Consider the following 21,585-nt stretch of genomic DNA (forward strand, 5'->3'; position numbering starts at 1 on the left):
TCTGCAAGAAAAACCTGAGCACTACTCGCGGAGCTTGCGATGCACATCGGGGCGGCCACCGGTCACGCTATCGGCTCTCCCCTCCTCTTTGGCCTTCTCGGCGCGCTTTTTACGCATCTCGCGGGGATCGGCGATGAGCGGGCGGTAGATCTCGATACGATCGCCGTCGTGCAGCGGCTCGCTCCCTTTCACCGGGCGGCTGTAGATACCGAACTTGTTGACCGCCAGATCGATCTCGGGGTGTTTTTGTACGATGCCGGACTGCTCGATGGCCGCCTGAACGCAGGTCTCGGGCGCCACCCGCAGGGCAATCACCGTCTGCTGCTGCGGCAAGGCATAGACAACCTCGATATTGAGCTGGTCAGACACCGTAGACCTCCTTCGCCCGGTTGGAGAAGGCGGAGACCATGGAGCTCACCAGATCGCGGAATACCTGACCAAAGGCCACCTCGATAAGCTTGGAGGTAAACTCGAAATCGAGATCAAACTCCACCTTGCAGGCATCCACATCGAGCGGGGTAAAGGTCCACCAGCCCGCCAGCTTGCGGAACGGGCCATCCACCAACTCCATCCTGATCTGGCGGTTCACATCCAGCTGATTGCGGGTAGTAAAGGTCTTGGCAATCCCCGCCTTGGCCACATCGACCGACGCCATCATGTAGTCATCGCCAGCCTCGTGGACACGGCTGCCGACACAGCCGGGCAAAAACTGCGGATAGGCATCCACATCGTTAACCAACTTGAACATCTGTTCTGCACTGAACATCACCAGGGCACTGCGCGTAATTCGGGGCATGGCTTTTCCTCATCCAATCGGCGCGATTTTATCACCATGTTTGGGGTTGTGGAGGTAAAACCTCAGCCAAACCGCTCAGAAAGCCACCACTTGACCTGCTGCGCGTTTTACAGCCGCCCCTGCCTACGTATAATACGAGCCTCCTAGTCATTGCCGGAAATCGCCCGTCATGAGCAAAAAAAACAGTAAAAACAAAGCCGGGTCCAGCACCATTGCACTCAACAGAACCGCGCGCCACGAATACTTCATCGAAGAGAAGATCGAAGCGGGTCTGTCCCTGCAAGGGTGGGAAGTCAAATCCCTGCGGGCGGGCAAGGCCAACATCAGCGAAGCCTATGTCATCTTCCGCGATGGCGAGGCCTACCTGTTCGGCTCCAGCTTCCTGCCACTGCAAGCGGCCTCCAGCCATGTGGTATGTGACCCGACCCGCACCCGCAAACTGCTGCTGAGCCGTCGTGAACTCGACAAGCTCGAAAGCCTGATTGCCCGTCAGGGCTACACCATAGTTCCCCTCGCCCTCTACTGGAAACAGTGCTGGGTCAAGGTCGAGATCGGCCTGGTGAAGGGCAAGAAAGAGCACGACAAGCGCGAAGATACCAAGGCCCGCGAATGGGATCGGGAAAAAGCGCGCATCATGAAGAACAAGCATCGCGGCTAACCTGCGACTGGCAGGATCAGGACGCCAGTTCACCTTCCCCCGGCGCAGCTGGCTCTTCAGGCTCAGCTGCGTACAATAAATCGGCAAACAGACTGGCTGCCAGAGGGAATGGGTATCAACGCCTTGCTATGACAGCATTTTTGCGTACAATCGCAATTAACAACTTGGGGCTGATTCTGGATTCGACAAGATTCACGAAACCCAAGGTGCATGCCGAGGTGCGGTAGGCCTCGTTAATAAACCGCAAAAAAATAGTCGCAAACGACGAAAACTACGCACTAGCAGCTTAATAACCTGCATAGAGCCCTTCTACCCTAGCTTGCCTGTGTCCTAGGGAATCGGAAGGTCATCCTTCACAGGATCGTGTGGAAGTCCTGCTCGGGGCGGAAGCATTAAAACCAATCGAGCTAGTCAATTCGTGGCGTGTCTCTCCGCAGCGGGTTGGCGAATGTAAAGAGTGACTAAGCATGTAGTGCCAAGGATGTAGTAATTTTGGACGGGGGTTCAAATCCCCCCAGCTCCACCAAACGTTTGGAAAGGGCCACCTCGCAAGAGGTGGCCCTTTTTATTTGTCCATGTCCATGTTGTTTACCGATATCAAACTGGTTGGATTTTTTCCAATATCCCCCTTGAACTGGCCTTTGGCAAAAAAATCAGGCGCATCACCGCGCAGGCTTTATCATCAGGTTGCCATCCCGGTACTAGCCGAACTCACAGCCGCACTGTGGCATGTCGTGGCCCAATATTGAGTAAATTGATGTTGGCCGCTGCATTTTAATGCACTTACAATATGCGCCCAATTCTGTTGGATTCCTTCTGATGCTCCGCCAATGTGATCGTCTATTCCTGTTTCTCCTGCTACTGCTCTGGGGCGTGGCGGCGCACGCCATTACCAGTCTGAATGAAGACGAGTTTGATCTGTCTGAGCGCGCCTGGCTGTCATCACACCAGGAGCTGGTCATCGGCATGCCGATGATGGGTGACCCTCCATACAGCTATAAAGATGCAGATCAACGTTTTACCGGCCCAGTCCCCGATATTGCGCAGCAGATTGCCAGAACGCTCGGGTTGACCCTGCGCTACAAGGTTTACCCCTCCTACGTGGATGCGCTGACCGGGCTTGACCACGGCGCAATCGACATGCTGGTGAACGACCAACCAAGCGAACAATGGCGCTCCAATATTGTCTCCCTGCCGTTTTTGCTCTCCATGCCGCGCGGCGTGCTGCTCAACAATGGCAAAACGAAGTTGTCACGACAGGATGCCCATGGTTTGCACTGGGTCTGTGTCACGGGAGTCAATGCTTGCAGTGAATTGAAAAAACTGGGATTTCCCCGTGTGACCGAGGCAGAGAGTCGCGGCGAAGCGGCCTTTATGCTCAAAAAGCGCATGGCTGACGCCTATCTTGCCGACATGCCGTCACTGGTGATGGTGAAAGATCAGCACCCCAAGGCTGGTTTCACCATTGCCACCCCGGAATGGGTAAGCGGCACGTCTCTCTCTATCAATATGCACAAGAGCGACCCGGCACTGGTCAGCCTGGTGAGCAAGGCATTCAACGAGATACCGGTTGAAGATCGTCGTCACATGCTGGCCGCTACCACAACTAGCCAACATGCGGACTCAGGAGCGGTTAAGTCTGTCCAGTTTACCCCTGAGGAGCAGGAGTGGCTCAACCAGCATCCTGAGCTCACTTACGGCGTCTCCCCGGACTGGACCTCCATGAGCGAGTTCAATTACCGGGGCCGACTGGTCGGGTATGTGGCGGACCTGATGGCGCTGATGCAGCAAGTCTCCGGGCTGAAGTTCTCTCTGGTTCGCACCAATAGCTGGGGTGAAACCCAGAATATGCTGAAGCTGCGGCAGATCGATTTTATTCCGGCCATCTCCCCCAACCACGACCGCGGCCAGTTTGCGCTGTTCACCCCTGGCTATCTGTTTGTCGATCGGGTAGTCATTGCCCCCAAACGCAGTGCCGATATCACCGATCTCTCACTGCTGCGAGGGAAACGGGTCGGCATGGTGCATGGCTCGCTGGATAAAGATCTACTGACCCACATCGGCGCCCATCCGGTAGAGGTCAACAATGACAACCGCTTGCTGGAGCTGCTGGACACGGGCGATGCCGACTACGTGATGGTCACCCTGCCATCCATCAACAAGCGGGTGAGCGAACGCTATCAGGTGGTCTATGCCGGCAAAGACTTGCGCCTGCCGGTCGCCATGGCCACGCGCAAAGATCCCATGCTGCAGCGGATCCTTACCAAGGTGCTCTATTCGATACCGCCGGAGGAGCTCAATAAAGTGGAGAGACGCTGGCTCTCCATGAGCGTGCAGACCGGCATCAATAACGAAACAGTGCTGTTCTGGTTCGTAATGAGCGGCGCAACTGCCACCCTGCTGTTTACCCTGTTCTGGGCCTGGAACCGTACCCTGAAACGGGAGATCGTGCAGCGACAACGGGCCGAGAAGACGCTCAATGAGCAGTTGGTGTTCATCCAGACCCTGCTCGACTCCCTGCCCAATATGGTGGCGCTACGGGATCGCGATCATCGCCTGACCCTCAGCAACCGGGCATACCGCGAGCTGTTTGTCGGTGATGGGGAAGAAGGTGATCGCTGGGGCTATATGACCGAGGACGAGCGGCAACAGATGTTGCGCGAGGAGCGTGCGGTCTGGGAAACCGGCGAGATCTTCCAAGGATCGGGTTATACCCAGCGCGAGGGGGATGTTCCCCTTCACGTGGTCTACGTCAAGTTGCCCTATCGCGCAGCAGGCGGCGCCATTCAGGGGGTGCTGACGGTATTGACCGATGTCAGTGCCCTCAAGGCCGCCGAAAACAAGGTGCGGGAAGTGGAGGGCAGGCTGCGGGACATCACCGACAGCATGCCGGGTCTGGTCTATCAATATCTCTGGCAAGGGGCCGGCAAGGGGAAATTCCTCTATCTGTCCCAAGGAGCCAGCGACATTCTCGGGATGACCCATCAAGAGTTGATGGCAGCCGAGTCTGGCGGCGTGATCCTCGGCTTGAACGATGAGGCTATGGCAACCTTTATCGATAAGGTGGCCAAACATGCGCAAACCCTTGAGCCGCTCGATATGGAGGTGCTGGTGCCCTCTGTTCAGGGGGAGCGCTATATCCAGATCCGCGGCAACTTTGTGGCGCAACAGGGCCATGATCGCCTGCTCAACGGCGTGGTGCAGGACATCACCGCCATCAAGCAACAGGAGCATGAGCTGCGTGAGGCGCGCGCCGCGGCCGAGCAGGCGATGCAGGCTCGCAGCCTTTTTCTGGCCACCATGAGCCATGAGCTGAGAACCCCCATCTCGGGCATGCACGGCATGCTGGAGCTGCTGCGCATGAGCGAGCTCAATGATGACCAGCGCTATCTGCTGCGCAATGTGGAGAGCTCGGCCAACCACCTGCTCTATCTGGTCAACGATATCCTCGACTTTTCCAAAATCGAGGCGGGTCAGCTGCACCTCAATCGCCAATCCTGCCGTCTGCAACCTGTGGTGTGCGATGTGATCCGCGGCCATGCCGCACTGGCCTACAGCAAGGGGCTGAAGGTCACGCTCCAGTGGGATGATCAACTCCCCGACCTGGCCGATATCGATCCGGTCAGAGTGGGCCAGGTGGTTTCCAATCTGCTCAATAATGCGGTGAAGTTCACCGAGCAGGGCACCATTTCGATCCAGGTCAGCTGTCACGACCAGCAGCTGGTTATCGCGGTGACGGATACCGGCATCGGCATCGCCGAAGAGAAGCAAGCGCTGCTCTTTACCCCGTTCGAGCAGGTGGAATCCGATATTAATCGCCGCTTTGGCGGCACCGGTCTGGGCCTGGCCATCTGTGATCAGCTGGTGAAGAAGATGGGCGGCACCCTGACGGTCAAGAGCCAGCTCGGTGAAGGGGCCTGTTTCCGCTTTAGCATCCCGCTGCTCAATGGCCTGTGGGAGCCACCCGCACTGGCGGGCAGCGAATGGTGGTGGCTGGGTAGCGATGCCGCCTTGCAGGCCACCATGGCACGGCTCGGCGCCCGGTTGAGCCCCCTCGATATCCACCAGTTCACCGCCGATCTCGACGGACTGCTGTTGGCGGAAGAGGCCGCGCTGGAATCCAGTCTGGGGAGCGATTGGCACACCTTGTTGCAGTCCGGCACTCTCAAGGGGGTCATCCTCTCCCCCCGCGAAGCGTTGCGGGGGCGCATGGGCTCGGAGAACTGGTGGCGCCTCGGCCAATCCCCCCTCTATCCGGATCTGTTGCTCGAAAGCTGCCGCGAACTGATCACCGGGCGAGCCGTGACCACCCATGCCGCCAGCATCGAAAAAATGGGCGGGCGGGTGCTGGTCGCCGATGACCATCTGGTCAATCGCGCCCTGCTGACCCGTCAGCTGGCGATTCTGGGGGTGGAGTGCGAGGTAGTGGAAGATGGCGAGAAGGCGTTGCGCGCCTGGCAAACCCGGGATTTCGCCCTGCTGATCACCGACTGCCACATGCCGCACATGGATGGCTACACCCTGACCCGCCACCTGCGGGAACAAGGGGAGCAAGCCCCCATTATCGGCGTCACCGCCGATACCTCGGAGGAGGCGGCAGCCAATATGACGGCAGCAGGCATGAACGGCATGCTGTGCAAACCTTATTCGCTGGAGTCACTGCGCCAGATGCTGCTGCGGTGGTTGCCCGCGACTACGATCACAGAGAGAGTGCCCGCACGACAGGCCATCAATCTCGACATGATCGGTCGCTGGCATCTCTTTGGCGATGAAGAGATTGCCAAAAGCATGGCAAGGGAGTATCTGGCCTCCAACCGGAAAGATTGCCACGCTATGATGAGCGCGCTCTCCTCCGATGATAGCCAGGAGCTGGTGGAGATCGCCCACCGCATCAAAGGGGCAGCCAGAATGGTCGGGGAGCTCTCCCTGGCCGAGCAGGCGGCGCAACTGGAATCGGTGGCCCGCCTCAAACAGTTGAGCGAGCTCGCGCTGCTGACACAGAGAGTGGAAGAACAGATGAACAATATTGAACGTGAAATGGGATTGTGGCTCGATGAGTAGAACGGCAGACGAGTTGGTCATCATGGTGGTCGAGGATCACGGGTTTCAACGCAAGACCCTGATGCACCAAATCCGGGCGCTCGGTTATCAGCAACTGCTGGAGGCCGCAGACGGCATCGAAGCCTTGGCGTTATGCCAGAGCCACACTGTCGACATCCTGTTCTGCGATCTGCGGATGCCCGGCATGGATGGCATGGCGCTGCTGCGCCGCCTCTCGCTGGGCGGCTTTCGGGGCGGCATCATCCTCTCCAGCGCGCTGGAAGATGACGTGGTGGAAGCAGTGCTGCGCATGAGCGCGGCCTATGGTCTTCATGTGCTGGGTCGCATCGAGAAACCCTCCAACCCGCAGCGGCTGCGCCAGTTGATCGACTCCTGGGCACCCAAGTCGGCCCCCTCGGGCAAGGACGATGGCCTCGTCCTCTCGGTGGACGAGCTCAAACGCGCCCTCGACAACGACCAGTTGCTGCCCTGGTATCAACCCAAGGTCGGCTTTGCGTCCGGCCAGTGGGTGGGGATGGAAGCGCTGGCCCGCTGGCAGCATCCGGAATACGGGCTGATCTCCCCCGGCATGTTTATCCCGCTGGCGGAAAACAACGGCCTTATCGACCAGCTGACCGATGTCATCATCAACAAGTCGCTGCAGGATTGCCATCTGTGGGGGCAGACCGGCCTATCCCTCAATCTGTCTATGAATCTCTCCACCACCTCGCTGATTGAGGGAGATCTCTGCCACTTCCTGATCAACCAGTGCCAGCGCTGGGGCGTCAATCCCGAGCTGATCACCCTGGAGGTGACCGAAAGCTCGTTTGTCGAGGATATCGGCAAGGCACTGGAGGTGCTGACCCGGCTGCGGATGCACGGCTTTGGCCTCTCCATCGATGACTTCGGTACCGGCTACTCCTCGATGCAGCAGCTGGCGCTGCTGCCGTTTACCGAGCTCAAACTTGATCGATCTTTTGTCGATCGCTGCTATGCCGACCCCTCCCGTCTGGCCATCATCGAATCGAGCATCGAGCTGGCACGCAAGCTGGGGCTGAAATCAGTCGCCGAAGGGGTGGAAGATGTACAGACCTGGCAACTGCTGGCCAAGCTGGGGTGCGATATCTGCCAGGGCTTCTTTACCGCCCGCCCGATGCCACGCAGCGAACTGCAGCACTGGCACCAGATCTGGCAAGCCCGGCTGCCCACCCTGATATCCGGGTGATCTTCCGCAACCAACCCTTTGGGCCAACAGCGCGCCGATCGGCAACGTGAATGGCCACCTTGGAAAAGGTGGCCATTTTCTTTATCTAGGACTCGCCACTCACGCATGCCCGCCCCCTATCCACCAACCTTTTTATCCAACCGAGTGCCACCCACCCCCTTTGCTCTGTATACGCCGCATGCCTTGAGTCACCATTTATGCAAAATAAGTTGCATCACAAATGGTGCTACTGGCGGATAATGCCTATCGCGAGCGAGAGCAGCCTCTCTTCTACCAGACGCATCAACTGACAATAAAACAATGAATATCCTGCTTTAAAAGGAATAGTTCTCAACGATGCGCCGAGCCGATGAGGTAGACAAGACAACCTGAAATCGTTTTCCCTTTTGAACAATAAGCTGTCTAAAATCAAATAAAGTTGTAAATAATCTTTGTTATGGTGAGCGTATAGCAAGCGGCCGCCCTGTCGCTTCCCCTGCTGGCTCCGCCAGATGCAGCATTTTCTGCGCCTTGAAAGCGAGTTTATGACGCCATGATCACCATCACCCTCGATGGGGCTCAGTTGACGGTTGACCCGACCAGAACCCTGCTCCAGATAGCAAAACAGCACCAGACTGATATCCCCTCCCTGTGCGGTGACAACACCAGTGCCCCCAAGACACCGTGCGATCTCTGCGTGGTGGAGATTGCCGGTCTCGGCATCCGCCGTGCCTGCGAGACGCCCCCCGAGGCAGGGATGGTGATCACGACCCAAAGCGAGGCCCTGCGCGCACACCGCCAGCAGGCGCTCGGCCGCATCCTCGCAGATCACTACGCCGATTGCGAAGCCCCCTGCCAGCGCGCCTGTCCGGCCGGGGTGGACATTCAATCCTATCTGCACCATATCGCCATGGGGGAGCACGAGGCGGCGATGGCCGTCATCAAGCAGACCCTGCCTATGCCCCTCTCCATTGGCCGGGTCTGCCCCGCTTTTTGTGAGGCAGAGTGCCGCCGCGCGCTGGTGGATGAGCCGCTCGCCATTCGCCAACTCAAGCGCCATGCCGCCGATCTCGATCTGGCAGAGGTTGCCCCCTATCAACCGGCAAAGAAGCCCGCCAAGGGCAAGCGGGTGGCCATCATCGGCAGCGGCCCGGGCGGCCTCACCTGCGGTTACTATCTGGGTTACGAGGGGTTCGAGGTCGATCTGTTCGAGGCGATGCCCGAAGCGGGGGGCTGGCTGCGCTACGGTATCCCCGAATACCGGCTGCCCAAGGCGATCCTCGATCAGGAGATAGCGCTGATGTGCCAGAGTGGTATGCGGATCCACACCCAGCAGCGACTGGGCCACCAGATCACCCTCTCGGCGCTGTGCCGCGACTATGATGCGGTCTGTCTGGCGGTTGGCGCTTCCAAGGCGGTGCCGATGGATTACCCGGGCAGCACCCTGGCAGGTTGTTATCTCGGGGTCGATTACCTCAAGGATCGGATGCTGGCCAAGCGGCTCACCACTGGCAAGAAGGTTGCGGTGATCGGGGGTGGTAATACCGCCATTGACTGTGCCCGCACAGCGGTACGCCTTGGCGCCGAGACCACCCTTATCTATCGCCGAACCCGCGCCGAGATGCCCGCCGAAGCCTACGAAATCGACGAGGCGGAGCACGAAGGGGTGCGCTTTTTGATGCTCACCAATCCGGTGGAGAATCTGGCCGATGAGGCTGGTCGCGTCTGTCAGGTGCGTCTCGAGAAGATGGCCCTCGGCGAGCCGGACGCCTCCGGTCGCCGACGCCCGGAGCCCACCGGTGAGTTCTTCCTTGAAGAGTTTGATACCGTGATTGCGGCAGTGTCGCAGCAGCCGGATCTCAGCTTTATGGAAGGGGAGCCCCTCACCCTCCCCTTCACCCGCTGGCAGACGCTGGAGTCCCACCCCGAGACCATGCACAGCGGCCACGGCAACCTGTTCGCCATCGGCGATCTGCGCCGCGGGCCCGCCACCGCCATCGAGGCGGTCGCCGATGGCCGCAAGGCGGCGCTGGCCATCGTTCAGTTCCTCCACGGTGACATGATCGACCCGGTGCGGCCCTTCAACGCCTGCAAGGCTCACACACTCAAGCAGGTCGATCCCGCCCAGTTTGCTCACCTGAAAAAAGTCGCCCGCACCATCATGCCCCATCTGGCAGAGAAGGATCGCGAGGGCAGCTTTGCCGAGGTGGAGCGTGGGCTGAGTGATGCCGATGCCCGCAGCGAAGCCAGCCGCTGCCTCGAGTGCGGCTGTCAGGCCAACACTGATTGCGCGCTACGCGACTACGCCACCGAATACAAAGTCGAGCAGAGCGCTCTCGATACCAGTCAATGCCAGAAGTTTGCAGTAGATAGCAGCAGCGAATTTATCGTCTTTGATGCCAACCGCTGCATTGGCTGCGGCCAGTGCGTGCAGGCCTGTGGTGAGCAAGCGGTGCAGGGGGTGCTGCGCTTTGCCAAAAACAACGATGGTACCCTCTCGAACCGGCCGCAGTTCGACACGGGACTCTCGATGGGCGACTCCCACTGCGTGCAGTGCGGCGCCTGCGTACAGGTCTGCCCCACCGGGGCCCTGGTGGATGCCCGCGACAAGTCGCAGGGGCGCACCGAACTGCTCACGCCGGTCAATACCATCTGCACCTACTGCGGGGTCGGCTGCGGTGTCACCCTCTACGTCGATGAGGCGCGCAACCGCATCCGCTATGTGGAGGGGAATCGCAACTCGCCGGTCAATCAGGGTCTGCTCTGCGTCAAGGGGCGCTTCGGCTTTGACTTTATCCAGAGCGAGGAGCGCCTCACCACGCCGCTTGTCCGCAAAGATGGCAAGCTAGTGCTAGCCAGCTGGCAAGAGGCCATCGCCCTGGTGGCCGAGCGTTTCACCACCCTGCGCCAGCGCTATGGCAGCGATGCGCTGGCGGGTTTCTCGTCGGCAAAAACCACTAACGAAGAGAACTACCTGTTCCAGAAGTTCATGCGCCGGGAGCTGGGCACCAACAACGTGGATCACTGCGCGCGGCTCTGCCACGCCTCCACCGTCACCGGGCTGGAGGCGTCGCTCGGCAGCGGCGCCATGACCAACGACATCCCGAGCATCGACCACTCGGATCTCATCTTCATCATCGGCTCCGACACCTCGGCGGCCCACCCCATCATCGGCTCCCATATCAAGCGGGTGGTGAAAACGGGCAAGGCACGGCTGGTAGTGGCCGATCCGAAACGGATCGAGATGGCCGACCATGCCAGCCTCTATATGGCACACCGCCCCGGCACCGATGTGATGCTGCTCAACGGCCTGATGCAGCAGATCATCCAGAACAACTGGCACGACCAGGCCTATATCGCCGCACGAGTAGAAGGGTTCGAGGCGCTGCAAGCGGAGGTGCTCTCTCCGACCTATGCCCCGGACAAGGTGGCTCTTGTCACCGGCGTACCGGCCGAGCAGGTGATCGAGCTCGCGCGCCTCATCGGCACCGCCGAGCGCACTGCCATCTACTACTCGATGGGGATAACCCAGCACACTACCGGCCACGACAACGTGCGGACCATCGCCAACCTGCAACTGCTGTGCGGCAACATCGGCATCGAAGGGGGTGGCATCAACCCGCTGCGGGGCCAATCCAACGTGCAGGGTGCCTGTGACATGGGGGCGCTGCCCAACTGCCTGCCCGGCTATCAGAAGGTGGCCAACCCCGAGGTTCATGCCCGCTTCGCCGCCGCCTGGCAGCAACCAGGGTTGCCGCGCACGCCCGGCCTTACCCTCACCGAGACCATCGATGCCGCCTGCGCGGGCAGCATCAAGGGGCTCTATGTGATGGGAGAAAACCCGGTGCTGAGCGATCCGGATCAGCATCACGTCATCGAGGGGCTCAAGCAGCTGGAGTTTCTGGTGGTGCAGGATATTTTCCTCTCCGAAACCGCCCAACTCGCCGATGTGGTGCTCCCCTCCTGCTCCTTTGCCGAGAAGAGCGGCCACTTCACCAACACCGAACGGCGAGTGCAGCGCATCTCCCCCGCCCTCAAGGCGCCGGGGGAAGCGCGAGAGGATTGGTGGATCATCCAGCAGATCGCCAACGCCATGGGCGGTGACTGGCGCTATCAATACCCGCAGGAGATCACCGCCGAGATCTGCCGGGTCACACCGCAATACGCTGGCATCCAATGGGACAAGGTGGGGCCGGAAGGGTTGCAGTGGCCCTGCAACGACGCGGCGCCCGAAGGCACTCGCCTGCTCCACGGCAAGCAGTTCACCCGTGGCAAGGGGGAGATGGTCGCCACCCCGTTCCGCTATGCCGCCGAACTGCCCGACGAGACCTATCCCATCGTGCTCACTACCGGCCGCCTGCTGGAGCAGTTCCATACCGGCACCATGACCCGCAAGACCAAGGGGCTCGACAAGCTGGCTGGCCCGCGGGTGATGATGAGCGTGGTGGATGCGCAGCGGTTGGGAATCAGCAACAGCGAGCAGGTAAAAGTCACCAGTCGCCGCGGCCATATCGAACTGCCCGCCTTCGTCACCAAGCGGATGCAGCCTGGAGTGGTCTTTATCCCGTTCCACTTTGCCGAAGCCCCGGCCAACCGGCTCACCATCAATGCCACCGACCCCCACGCCAAGATCCCCGAGTTCAAGGTGGCAGCGGTGCGCATCGACAAGCTGGAATCCCCGTCGCAAACTGGAGAGCTCTCCATGCAGAAGGAGCCAGCCAAGCCAGACATCGAGGTTGCCTGAAGGGAATAGCAAAACCTGAGTAACCGCCTGCCGAAAGGGTTGGCCCGCTGACCCTTCCCCCCTTGACTTTGCGAGAGCAAAAGAGGGTGTCTAGTCCTGAAATAGGTTTACACATTTTCAACTAGCATTTCTCTACTCAGAACCCCCTATGTACCGCATCGGGGGTTCTGTATTTCAACGCATGATGCGGCCGCTCCGCGTTGTAAATATCCACTGCCTCACGCACCATCTCCCGCGCTTGCGCCAAATCCTGCGGGCTTTGCAACAATAACTCTCCTTTCAAAATCCCGTTCACCCGCTCCGCCAACGCATTCTGGTAACAGTCATACCCATCCGTCATCGAGCATTTCACCCCGTACCGTTCATGTAATGGCTGATACAGCCCCGAGCAATACTGCACGCCGCGGTCCGAGTGATGGATGAGTTCACCGCCGCCACGTCGTTACTTCAGTGCTTTCTTGAACGCCATCGCCACCGACTCGGCGTGCATCCCTTCGTGCACGTGATGGCCCACTATCTTGCGTGAGTACGCATCCGTCACCAGGCTCAGGTACAGCGGCCCGCTCCTGGCTGGCAGATAGGTGATATCTGCGACCCAGACCTGCTCCGGGGCCACCGGCGTGACCTGCTCTGGCCCCGCCTTGAGCAAGTTGGGATGACGGTAGAAACGGTGAAAACTGTGGGTGGTCGTGTGATACGCCCGTCTGGGTGGCACCAGCAGGCGGTGCCCGGCCAATATCCGAAACAGCCTGTCCCGCCCGACCTTGAGCCCGCCATCATCCTGACCCTGCAGCAGATAATGCAGCTTGCGGGTGCCCACCCGCGGTTGTCGCAGTCGAACCTGACGCACGAAGCGCACCACCTGCAATCCCTGTGCATGGCGCTCGTCGGCGACCCGATTGCGCTTGTAGTAAGCCTGCCGGCTTATCCCCAGAAACAGGCAAGCCCTGACAATGGTCAGCCTCTCGACTTGCCGCTGCGAGAGGACTTGCCGGGTCGCTTTTTTACGATGGAGACACCGTAGTCATTCTTCAGTACATCGACGACGGCCTCAAAGAACTGGGCTTTCTGACTCATCAGCGCCAGCTGCTGCTCGAGTTCCTTGATACGCTGTTCGGGCGTCTTGTTGTCGGGGTCAGGCATGGTGATGCTCCTGCCGGCACGTACAGAAGCCCCCTGGCTCCAATCTTGCCGACCATGTTTACGCAACCATACCAGAACGGTGGAGCGGCCCTGAATGCCATAACGCACCTGAGCCTGTTTGTAGGTGAGCTCGCCTTTTTCAATCTGCTCGACCAGTGCCAGTTTAAAAGTCAGCGAGTAATCGCGCTGTGTCCGTTTCACACCTTGTCCCATCGGGTTCTCCATTTATTGGGGGGAAAGGTGTAAACCATATTCAGGACGGGACAGGGGTATGAAAAGGGGCCACCAACCATATAAAACAAAGGGTTAGCTTCATCTCGAAGCTAACCCTTTGTTTTATATGGTGCCGATAAGGGGAATCGAACTCCTGACCTTCGCATTACGAATGCGCTGCTCTACCAACTGAGCTATACCGGCTTGTTGCTCTCCACATTCATGAAAAATGACCGGCAAGTCAATTGAGCCAGCTCGATTTTATGAGTTGGCTCATGGTGTTAGAACCCGATTTACAGATCGGCAAACTCGGGGATATGGGCCCGGCCGCGGCTTTCGAGAAATTCGAGCAGGGCGCGGGGGGAACGCACCAGGATCCGCTCTTGCGGGAAGCCCGCTTCGGTCACCAGACGGTGGCAGTGGTCAAAATCGCCAAGAGTAAATGCCACGTGGGAATCGGAGCCGAAAGTGAGATAGGCCCCCAGATCTCGCGCGGCTTCGACTATGGCGCGGCAGTTGCCTTCGCTGCCCGGGCGCGAGTGAATGAAGGAGGAGTTGTTGATCTCCAGCGCTACCCGATAGTCCGCCGCTGCCTTGACCACAACCTGAATGTCGATGGGAAATGCGGGGTTACCCGGGTGGCTGATCATGTCGACCCGACCGCTCTTGATGGCGTTGATCATCGCCTGGGTATGGGTTGCCTGATCGCAGGGAGGGAATACCTGCTCATGAAAACCCGCCATGATCATGTCGAGGTGCGACTCATAACGCTCTGGGAAATCGATCTCCCCGTCGAGGTTTTTGATGTTGGCCTCGATACCCCGTAGGATCCCTACCCCATCCACCACTCTTGGCAATATCGGCAAGTTGGCAAAATGCCAGACATGAGGGGCATCGGCCATCTCGGGGCCATGATCCGTGGTGGCGAACAGCTTGATCCCCTTGGCCCTGGCTATCGGCAGATAGTCGTGGATGGTGCTGTAGGCATGGGTGCTGGCAATGGTGTGAGTGTGGGTATCGACCGGGTACTTCATCTTCTCTCCCCTCATATTTTGAAAGGGCAGCATAGCAAAGAGCGGCAGCTTGGGCCACGCCAGTGCTTGCCACACTTTGTCACAAAATACCGCGAAGCTGACATAGTCTGAGGGGCTCTGGCTGGCATACTGCCCCCGTCGATACATGCCTGAACTCGCATCGACAGTTTGCCGTCAGGATGACGCGAACTCACTTTCCCCACCGTCGCGCCCTGCGGCGGTTTTTTTTGCCTGTTTGTTACTCTCTGCCACAGCCAACCGGGCAAAAAAATGCCCAACTAGCAAGAAGCAGGTTGGGCGAGACTTAATGTTTAATTGCAGTGGCATAGATATAGAGTCCTGCTTTTTGACTAAGTTCCGCCCACTTTGCTTTTTTCATCGAAAAACATTCCGCTAACACTCATTCACATTCTCTTGACACTTCACGTTATGAAACGTACTTTTTAAACATTCGTTTAAGTGAGGTGTCCAGTGAGTAAAATCGATACCAAAAACCGTATTCTCGACGCCGCTGAAGTGCTGTTTGCCGAGCGGGGATTCGCCGATACCTCTTTGCGTCTGATCACCAGTGAGGCCGACGTCAATCTGGCGTCGGTGAACTATCACTTCGGCTCCAAGAAGGAGCTGATCCAGGCGGTGCTCGACCGCTATCTGAGCCTGTTTATGCCCGATCTCGATGCTCGCCTGCGGGTACTGATGGAGCAGGAGCAGCTGACCCTGCTGCAACTGTTTGAAAGTTTTGTCGAGCCGCTGATGAAGCTATCGGCGGTGCGGGCCAACGGACCGGCCATCTTCATGCAGCTGCTGGGGCGCGGCTATATCGACAGCCAGGGCCACCTGCGCCGCTTTATCACCGCCCACTATGGCCCCATTTTGCAGCGGATCACCCAGGCCATCTCCAAGGCCAATCCGGCCCTGTCGCCAGCGGACCTCTTCTGGCGCCTGCACTTCACTCTGGGCACCGTCGTATTCACCATGGCCTCTGCCGATGCGCTGCGCGACATCGCCCTGGCCGACTTTGGCCAGCAGCTCGATGTGGAAGGGCTGGTGCGCAACGTTATTCCTTATCTGGCGTCCGGAGTCGGGGCGCCCGTGGAGTCGACCAGGCTCTCCCTGGCCGTGTAACAACCAACAATAAATCAACGGAAACAGTGAAATAGAAGGAACTTCGGTATGATCACATTGCTTGTCCTGCTGGTGCTGGCGATAGCCGTTGTGCTCGGCGTACCCTCCATCCGTAAAAAGGTGGTAACCCGTCCGGTGTTCGGCATCTTCAAAAAGATACTGCCGCCCTTGTCAGCCACCGAGCGGGAGGCCATGGAAGCCGGCTCAGTCTGGTGGGATGGCGAGTTGTTTCGCGGCAACCCCGACTGGAAAAAACTGCACGGCTACGGCAAGGCCGAGCTGACCGCAGAGGAGCAGGCCTTTATCGACAATCAGGTCGAAACCCTGCTCGCCATGGTTGACGACTTCAAGATCGTGAACGAAACCAAAGACCTACCAGAGCCGGTGTGGGACTATCTGAAGAAGGAAGGCTTCTTCTCCCTGATCATCCCGAAATCCTATGGCGGCCGCGAATTCTCGGCGATTGCCAACTCCACCATCGTCACCCGCATTGCCACCAAGAGCCTGAGCGTGGCGGTCACCGTCATGGTACCGAACTCCCTTGGCCCGGGTGAGCTGCTGATGCACTACGGCACCCAGGCCCAGAAAGATTTCTGGCTGCCGGGGCTGGCCAATGGCAAAGAGGTGCCCTGCTTCGCCCTGACCGGGCCGGAAGCGGGCTCCGATGCAGGTGCCATTCCTGACAAGGGGATCGTCTGCAAAGGGATGCACAAGGGTGAAGAGGTACTCGGTATTCGCCTCAACTGGAACAAGCGCTACATCACCCTGGCGCCCCGCGCTACCGTGCTGGGGCTGGCGTTCAAACTCTATGACCCGGAAAAACTGCTCGGTGACAAGGAGGAGCTGGGCATCACCTGCGCGCTCATCCCCACCAACCACCCGGGCGTGCGCGTCGGCGATCGCCACTACCCCATGGGTCTGGCGTTCATGAACGGCCCGACCTTCGGCAAGGATGTGTTCATTCCGCTCGACTGGATCATCGGTGGCCCAGATTACGCCGGTCGCGGCTGGCGCATGCTGGTAGAGTGTCTCTCCGCCGGTCGCGGCATCTCGCTGCCAGCCCTTGGCACCGCTTGCGGTCATATGGCGAGCCGCACCGTGGGTGCCTACTCCTACGTACGCAAGCAGTTCGGCATGTCCATCGGCAAATTTGAAGGTGTGCAGGAAGCGCTGGCCCGTATCGGCGGCCTCACCTATCAGCTGGAAGGGGCCCGTCGCATGACCGCCGGTTCGCTGGATTTGGGTCAGGCACCGGCCATCGTCACCGCGATTTCCAAGTACCACATGACCGAAATGGCGCGTCAGATCATGGATGACTCCATGGACATCCACGCCGGTCGTGCCATCCAGCTAGGCCCGAAAAACTACACCGGCTACGCCTACATGGGTATTCCGGTCGCCATCACGGTGGAAGGGGCCAACATCCTGACCCGCAACCTGATGATCTTCGGGCAGGGTGCCACCCGCTGCCACCCGTACGTGTTTGCCGAGCTGGAAGCGGCGGCTGATACCGACGTGGAGCGTGGTCTCGAGAAGTTTGACGCCCTGCTGATGAAGCACATCACCTTCGGCGCCGGCAACTTCTTCGGTTCCCTGTTCCAGGGGCTGACCCTGGGCCAGTTCAACAGCGCGCCGGTGGCCGGTGAAACCGCCCGCTACTACAAGCAGCTCTCCCGCATGAGTAAAGGGCTGGCCCTGTGCGCCGACGTCTCCATGCTGATGCTGGGTGGCGATCTCAAGCGCAAGGAGATGATCTCCGCCCGTCTGGGTGACGTGCTGAGCCACCTCTATCTGGCCTCCGCCACCCTCAAGCACTACGAGGATCAGGGCCGCATGGTCTCCGATCTGCCGTTCGTGCAGTACGCGGTGGAGCGCAACCTCTACCTGATTGGCAAGGCGTTCGAGGGCTTCTTCCAGAACTTCCCGAACAAGGTGGTGGGTGCCGTACTCAAGCGCGTGGTGTTCCCGTTCGGCGTCGGTTACAAGATGCCGGCCGACGATCGCTGCCACGCCATCTGTCTGGCCATGATGAAGCCGGGCGAGTTCCGCGACCGTCTGACCGCCCTCTGCTACGTAGGCAAGGACGAGGCGGATCCGGTCGGCCTGATGGAGCGCGCCTTCCAGGCCATGGTCGCTGTGCAGCCCTACGAGAAGAAGCTGGTGCAGGCCCAGAAAGAGGGCAAACTGCCCCGCAAACTGGCCTTGCCGGAACTGGTCGCCGCCGCGCTGGCCGGTTCCATCCTGAGCAAGGACGAAGCGGAAGCTGCTGGCCGCCGATGCCCTGCGCTACGAAGCGATTCAGGTAGACAACTTCGCCCCGGGCGAGCTGGAAGGCTTCTCCCAGCAAGCAAACAAGCAGCCAAACAAGGTCGAACACGCCGCCTGATCCCCTGGCAACCCTGTACCAAACCGGCCCTCGTGGCCGGTTTTTTGTTTGTTAACCATGCATTTACAAGCAAGGAGAATTCCAGTTAAATGCTTGAGTCCCTTTGCAGGGGCTTTGGAAGCAAGGCCAGCGGAATGGCCGATAACAACAACTCAGGAAGAGTGAATGAACCTCGCCAAAACGGCGATCGAACGCCCCATCTGGGTGGCGGTCTCGATCGTGCTGATTTTCCTGCTGGGCCTGCTCAGCATCCGGGGACTGCCGATCCAGCTGTTCCCCGACATCGACCGTCCACACCTCAACATCTCGGTGAGCTGGCGTTCAGCCTCGCCTCAAGAGATGGAGTCGGAGATCACCGACCCCATCGAGCAGGAGATGCAGGGGGTTCAGGGGCTCAAGAGCCTTGTCAGCAACAGCTATCCCGGCTTTACCGAAATCGACATGGAGTTTGCCCTCGGCACCGACATGCAACGGGCCCAGCTCGATGTGATTTCGCGATTGAACCGGGTCTCGGGATTGCCGGACAAGATTGGCGGCCCCTACGTCAACAACTACAGCAGCAACGACACCCTCACCTTCTTCTTCATCCAGCAGCTGCCCGGCGCCAAAGGGGTGATCGATGATCATCAGGCGTTGATCGAGGCGCGGGTCAAACCCGAGCTGGAGCGCATTGAAGGGGTCTCGACGGTCGCAGTCGAGGGGATCAACGAGCGCCAGATCCAGATCCGCTTCGACCCCTATCGCGCCGCCGAGCTGGGGGTGGAGATCCCGGTGCTGGCCAGCCGCGCCACCACCGGCTGGGACGTGTCGGCCGGTACCCTCGACATCGGGCGCTGGGAGTACAAGCTGCGCTTCGCCGGTCGTTACGATGTCGAGACGCTGGGGGACAAGGTGGTGGACTGGCGCAATGGCCTGCCCATCTATCTGCGGGATGTGGCGGAAGTAAGGGTGGCCAGGGAAGAGAACCCGGTGCTGCGGATCCAGAACGGCAATACCGCCATCGCCGCCCAGATCTTCAAGGAGAGCGGTGCCAATGCCCTGGCCTCCCTTGAGGCGATCAAGGCCCGGGTGAACGAGCTCAACCGCGAGGTGCTGGAGCCGGTCGGGCTGCACATGGAGCAATCGTTCGATGCCTCCCTCTACATCAATCGCGCCGTCAGCATGGTCACTGCCAACCTGGGGCTCGGGGTGCTGCTCTCTTGCGCCATCCTCTGGCTCTTCCTGCGCCAGCTCAAGGCGACCCTGATGATTGCCCTCGCCATCCCCATCAGCATCATGCTCACCTTCTGCCTGCTCAAGGTGATGGATCGCACCCTCAACATCATCTCGCTGGCGGGCATCGCCTTTGCCGTCGGCATGGTGCTCGATGCCGCCATCGTGGTGCTGGAGAGCATCTACCGGCGCCACGAGCGGGGAGATTTGAGCAAGGCGGAGGCGGCGCTCGAAGGTACCCGTCAGGTGTGGACGGCGCTGGTCGCCTCCACCCTGACCACGGTCGCCATCTTCCTGCCGGTGCTGCTGCTCAACGATGTGGAGGGTCAGCTGTTTGCCGATCTGGCGCTCACCATCGCCTGCGCCGTGACTGTCTCCATGCTGGTCGCCGTCATCGTGCTGCCTGCGGTGGCGGCGCGCTGGATGGGACATGAAACGCTGACCGATCCCTATGAGTCGCTGTGGCAGCGCACCACTCGTCATGTGATCCGCTGGACCTCGACCTCACGCCAGCGCTGGACGGTCATCACCCTGATGATGAGTCTGCCGGCACTGGCCACTTGGGCGCTGCTGCCCAAGATGGACTATCTGCCGGACGTGAAACGGGACGCGGTGGATGTCTGGATGAACTTCACCCCCGGGGTCAATCTCAAGGCCCAGCGCGAAGAGGTGATCGATACTCTGATCGCCCGCCTCGCCCCCTATATGAAGGGGGAGAAAGAGCCAGCCCTCAAGAACTACTACATCTTGCGCTACCCGGGGGGCGCCCAGATTGGCGTGCGACCCAAGGACGAGACCCGCATCAAGGAGCTGGAGAGCCTGTTGATGAAACAGCTGCTGGTGGGTATTCCCGACACCCGGGTGTTCGGCGGTCAGGGGTCGCTGTTTGGCGGCTTTGACAGCGAGAACGGCGTCTCCCTGCTGCTGCAGGGGGGTAACCTGCCCGAGCTCTATCAGGCGGCCCGAGCCAGCATGGGGATCCTCAGCAAGGACCTGCCGGGAGCACAAATCCGGCCCGAGCCGAGTCTCGACTTCACCGCCCCCGAGCTCAAACTGGTGCCGCAAGATCGGCGCCTCGCCGAAGTGGGTTGGGATCGCACGCCCCTGCCCACCATCATCCAGACCTTTGGCGACGGCTTGCGGGTTGGCGAGTATTTCGACGGCGAGGATCGGCTCGACATCATGCTGATGGGGCAGAGCTCCGCCAATCCGGACGAACTGAAGGCAGTGCCGCTGGCCACCCCCTCCGGGCGCATCGTCCCCCTTGGCGAGCTGCTGCGGGTGGAGCACGACATGGGCCCGGCCAGTATCTTCCGGGCCGATGGGCGTCGCAGCATCATCCTGCAGATAGCACCTCCGGCGGGCATGACCATGGAGCAGGTGATCGACACCCTGAAAAACCGCAGTTTTGCCGCCATCCGCCCCCTGCTGCCCGCTGGTGGCGAGCTGCGCATTGCCGGCAACGCCGACAGCCTGCAACAGGCGCTCGACAATCTGGGGACCATCTTCCTGTTCGCCGTGGTGATCCTGCTGGTGCTGCTGTGGGGAGTATTTGCCTCCATCAAGGATGCCCTGCTGGTGCTGCTCACCCTGCCCCTTGCCTCGGTTGGCGGCGTGCTGGCGCTGCAACTGAGCGGGCTGCTGGTGCCGCTGCCGATGGACCTGCTCACCATCATCGGCTTTGTCATCCTGCTGGGACTGGTGGTCAACAACGCCATCCTGCTGGTGCATCAGACCCGCACGGCGGAGCGGGACGGTATGAGCCGTCAGCTGGCGGTGGCTGATGCCCTGCAAAGCCGGATGCGCCCCATTGCCATGACCAGCCTCACCAGCATCTTCGGCATGCTGCCGCTGATGCTGAGCCCGAGCGAAGGGAGCGAAATTTACCGCGGGCTCGCCACCGTCATTGTCGGCGGCATGAGTTGCAGCACCCTGTTTACCCTGATCCTGTTGCCTGCCTTCCTGCGTCTCGGGGAGCAGGTAGCGATCCCACAACCCCTGCGCCAGCGGGCCTGAGCAAGGAGCTCATC

General features: G+C 59.9%; 9 protein-coding genes, 1 tRNA gene, 1 other RNA gene and 2 pseudogenes. 8 read left to right on the forward strand and 5 right to left on the reverse strand.

Annotation, left to right across the window (positions count from 1 at the left end; all coding sequences use genetic code 11):
• Nucleotides 1-21: 21 nt before the first annotated feature.
• On the reverse strand, nucleotides 22-369 hold the full coding sequence (locus ACTG2B_RS14700; RefSeq protein WP_040065214.1) for an RnfH family protein: 348 nt from the start codon (nucleotides 367-369) through the stop codon (nucleotides 22-24).
• Complete coding sequence (locus ACTG2B_RS14705) at nucleotides 362-796, reverse strand: SRPBCC family protein (protein ID WP_005334496.1); 435 nt, start codon at nucleotides 794-796, stop codon at nucleotides 362-364. The genes ACTG2B_RS14700 and ACTG2B_RS14705 overlap by 8 nt, the downstream gene beginning before the upstream one ends.
• Nucleotides 797-965: 169 nt before the next feature.
• On the opposite strand from ACTG2B_RS14705, the gene smpB reads away from it, so the two are divergent.
• From smpB to fdhF, 5 genes are all read left to right on the forward strand, one after another.
• Nucleotides 966-1,454 (forward strand): SsrA-binding protein SmpB, encoded by a 489-nt coding sequence (smpB, locus tag ACTG2B_RS14710; RefSeq protein WP_005334498.1) that lies wholly within the window; start codon nucleotides 966-968, stop codon nucleotides 1,452-1,454.
• 166 nt (nucleotides 1,455-1,620) lie between these two features.
• Nucleotides 1,621-1,980: a transfer-messenger RNA gene (gene ssrA / locus ACTG2B_RS14715) on the forward strand.
• A gap of 293 nt (nucleotides 1,981-2,273) precedes the next feature.
• Nucleotides 2,274-6,515 (forward strand): ATP-binding protein, encoded by a 4,242-nt coding sequence (locus ACTG2B_RS14720; RefSeq protein WP_439996226.1) that lies wholly within the window; start codon nucleotides 2,274-2,276, stop codon nucleotides 6,513-6,515.
• Nucleotides 6,508-7,719, forward strand: a complete 1,212-nt coding sequence (locus ACTG2B_RS14725) for an EAL domain-containing response regulator (protein ID WP_421277543.1) — start codon at nucleotides 6,508-6,510, stop codon at nucleotides 7,717-7,719. Before ACTG2B_RS14720 ends, ACTG2B_RS14725 begins: the two co-directional genes overlap by 8 nt.
• 532 nt (nucleotides 7,720-8,251) lie before the next feature.
• Nucleotides 8,252-12,442: a formate dehydrogenase subunit alpha gene (gene fdhF, locus ACTG2B_RS14730; protein WP_439996228.1), complete on the forward strand. Its 4,191-nt coding sequence runs from the start codon at nucleotides 8,252-8,254 to the stop codon at nucleotides 12,440-12,442.
• Nucleotides 12,443-12,578: 136 nt separating this feature from the next.
• Here the strand turns inward: fdhF and ACTG2B_RS14735 are convergent.
• From ACTG2B_RS14735 to ACTG2B_RS14745, 3 genes and pseudogenes are all read right to left on the reverse strand, one after another.
• Nucleotides 12,579-13,798: pseudogene (locus tag ACTG2B_RS14735) on the reverse strand (IS3 family transposase).
• 128 nt (nucleotides 13,799-13,926) lie between these two features.
• Nucleotides 13,927-14,002: transfer RNA gene (locus ACTG2B_RS14740), tRNA-Thr, on the reverse strand.
• 89 nt (nucleotides 14,003-14,091) lie between these two features.
• Nucleotides 14,092-14,832, reverse strand: coding sequence for a phosphatase (locus ACTG2B_RS14745; protein WP_439996230.1), 741 nt, complete (start codon nucleotides 14,830-14,832; stop codon nucleotides 14,092-14,094).
• Between the two features lie 471 nt (nucleotides 14,833-15,303).
• Between ACTG2B_RS14745 and ACTG2B_RS14750 the strand changes: the two genes are divergently transcribed.
• The 3 genes and pseudogenes from ACTG2B_RS14750 to ACTG2B_RS14760 all read left to right on the forward strand — a co-directional run bounded on the left by ACTG2B_RS14750 (nucleotide 15,304) and on the right by ACTG2B_RS14760 (nucleotide 21,571).
• The gene (locus ACTG2B_RS14750) at nucleotides 15,304-15,957 is read left to right on the forward strand and encodes a TetR/AcrR family transcriptional regulator (RefSeq protein WP_005334507.1); all 654 of its coding nucleotides are present in this window, start codon (nucleotides 15,304-15,306) and stop codon (nucleotides 15,955-15,957) included.
• Between the two features lie 48 nt (nucleotides 15,958-16,005).
• Nucleotides 16,006-18,343, forward strand: a pseudogene (locus tag ACTG2B_RS14755) (acyl-CoA dehydrogenase).
• A 165-nt stretch (nucleotides 18,344-18,508) separates the two neighbouring features.
• Nucleotides 18,509-21,571, forward strand: coding sequence for an efflux RND transporter permease subunit (locus tag ACTG2B_RS14760; RefSeq protein ID WP_439996232.1), 3,063 nt, complete (start codon nucleotides 18,509-18,511; stop codon nucleotides 21,569-21,571).
• Nucleotides 21,572-21,585: the final 14 nt, after the last annotated feature.

It is taken from the genome of Aeromonas sp. 30P (assembly GCF_051919805.1).
Classification (GTDB): domain Bacteria; phylum Pseudomonadota; class Gammaproteobacteria; order Enterobacterales; family Aeromonadaceae; genus Aeromonas; species Aeromonas veronii.

What these genes read in the sequence shown, in the direction of transcription:
- fdhF (WP_439996228.1), top strand. Translation starts at nt 8,252, where the DNA reads ATGATCACCATCACCCTCGATGGGGCTCAGTTGACGGTTGACCCGACC.
- ACTG2B_RS14705 (WP_005334496.1), bottom strand. Translation starts at nt 796, where the DNA reads ATGCCCCGAATTACGCGCAGTGCCCTGGTGATGTTCAGTGCAGAACAG.
- ACTG2B_RS14720 (WP_439996226.1), top strand. Translation starts at nt 2,274, where the DNA reads ATGCTCCGCCAATGTGATCGTCTATTCCTGTTTCTCCTGCTACTGCTC.
- ACTG2B_RS14725 (WP_421277543.1), top strand. Translation starts at nt 6,508, where the DNA reads ATGAGTAGAACGGCAGACGAGTTGGTCATCATGGTGGTCGAGGATCAC.
- ACTG2B_RS14760 (WP_439996232.1), top strand. Translation starts at nt 18,509, where the DNA reads ATGAACCTCGCCAAAACGGCGATCGAACGCCCCATCTGGGTGGCGGTC.
- smpB (WP_005334498.1), top strand. Translation starts at nt 966, where the DNA reads ATGAGCAAAAAAAACAGTAAAAACAAAGCCGGGTCCAGCACCATTGCA.
- ACTG2B_RS14745 (WP_439996230.1), bottom strand. Translation starts at nt 14,832, where the DNA reads ATGAAGTACCCGGTCGATACCCACACTCACACCATTGCCAGCACCCAT.